The organism is Micromonospora sp. DT48 (assembly GCF_049844495.1).
GTDB lineage: Bacteria > Actinomycetota > Actinomycetes > Mycobacteriales > Micromonosporaceae > Micromonospora.
The window spans coordinates 1-747 of record NZ_JBNCLE010000059.1; the positions used below are offsets into that span (position 1 = coordinate 1).

The window sequence follows — 747 nt, forward strand, 5'->3', positions numbered from 1 at the left end:
AACAATTTTTTTATGACGACTCCGGCGTGGCGGGTGGTCACGGATGAGTTGTCGGTGGCTCATCGTGTGGTGAGTTATGACCTGCGGGGTCATGGTCGGTCGTCGCATCCGGAGACGTATCCTTCGTGGGATGATCACGCGGATGACGTGGTCGGGTTGTTGGATGCGTTGGAGATCGATAAGGCGTATTTGTTGTCGACGTCGATTTCGACGGTGTTGGCTCGTGATGTGGCGTTGAAGTATCCGGATCGGGTCAAGGGGATCGTGTTGGCGGGTCCGGCGCTTGGTCCTCGGGGTATGCGTCGGCATCGTCTGGTGCAGCGGGCGTGGTTGTTGACGTTGGAGCATCACGGTATGGCGGCGTTGTATGCGCATCTGTATCCGGAGGTGTTCGGTGCGGAGATGATCGAGGAGTTGGGTACGCCGGGTTTCCTTGGGTTGCGGGAGAGCTTTTTGGCTTTGTCGACCGAGGAGGATCTGACCAATGGTTTGAAGTTGGCGTTGACTGGTGAGTCGAGTCCGGATCTGTTGGCTCGGGTTCAGGCGCCGACGTTGGTGGTCATTGGTGATGATGATGTGTTGTTGAGTCCGTCGGGGGCGCAGGAGTTGGCGGCGAAGTTCCCTGATGGTCGTTGCGAGATCATGCCGGGGGCGGGGCATTTGCCGTTCCTGGATGACGCGTCGGGTTTCCAGGCGTTGGTGGCGAAGTTCGTCGACGAGGTCGAGGCGAATGCCTGACCAGGTAAC

Annotated in this window: 1 protein-coding gene; it reads left to right on the forward strand. The window is 58.6% G+C overall.

Annotated features, from left to right (window positions below; all coding sequences use genetic code 11):
• Positions 1-738: alpha/beta fold hydrolase (locus ACLQ2S_RS27150; RefSeq protein WP_425703824.1), on the forward strand; the 738-nt coding region annotated here is incomplete at its 5' end.
• Positions 739-747 lie beyond the last annotated feature (9 nt).